Raw genomic sequence first — 426 nt, forward strand, 5'->3', positions numbered from 1 at the left:
ATTCAAGAGAGAACGAAGTTTCGACTACGGGGTTGTTACCCTCTACGACGGACCTTTCCAGGTCGCTTCGTCTACCTCGTTCCTTTGTAACTCCGTATAGAATGTCCTACAACCCCAAGAGGCAAGCCTCTTGGTTTGGGCTAGATTCCGTTTCGCTCGCCGCTACTCAGGAAATCGCATTTGCTTTCTCTTCCTCCAGGTACTTAGATGTTTCAGTTCCCTGGGTCTGTCTTCCATACCCTATGTATTCAGGTAAGGATACCATACCATTACGTATAGTGGGTTTCCCCATTCGGAAATCTTCGGATCAAAGCTTACTTACAGCTCCCCGAAGCATATCGGCGTTAGTCCCGTCCTTCATCGACTCCTAGTGTCAAGGCATCCACCGTGCGCCCTTTCTAACTTAACCAAACTAAAATTAAAAAA

At 47.2% G+C, this 426-nt stretch carries 1 rRNA gene; it reads right to left on the minus strand.

What is annotated here, in order from left to right:
• Window positions 1–409, minus strand: a 23S ribosomal RNA gene (locus tag JDS98_RS29640); the annotation flags it as partial.
• Window positions 410–426: the final 17 nt, after the last annotated feature.

The sequence above is a fragment of the Bacillus cereus group sp. N11 genome, assembly GCF_016483605.1.
Classification (GTDB): Bacteria; Bacillota; Bacilli; order Bacillales; family Bacillaceae_G; genus Bacillus_A; species Bacillus_A toyonensis.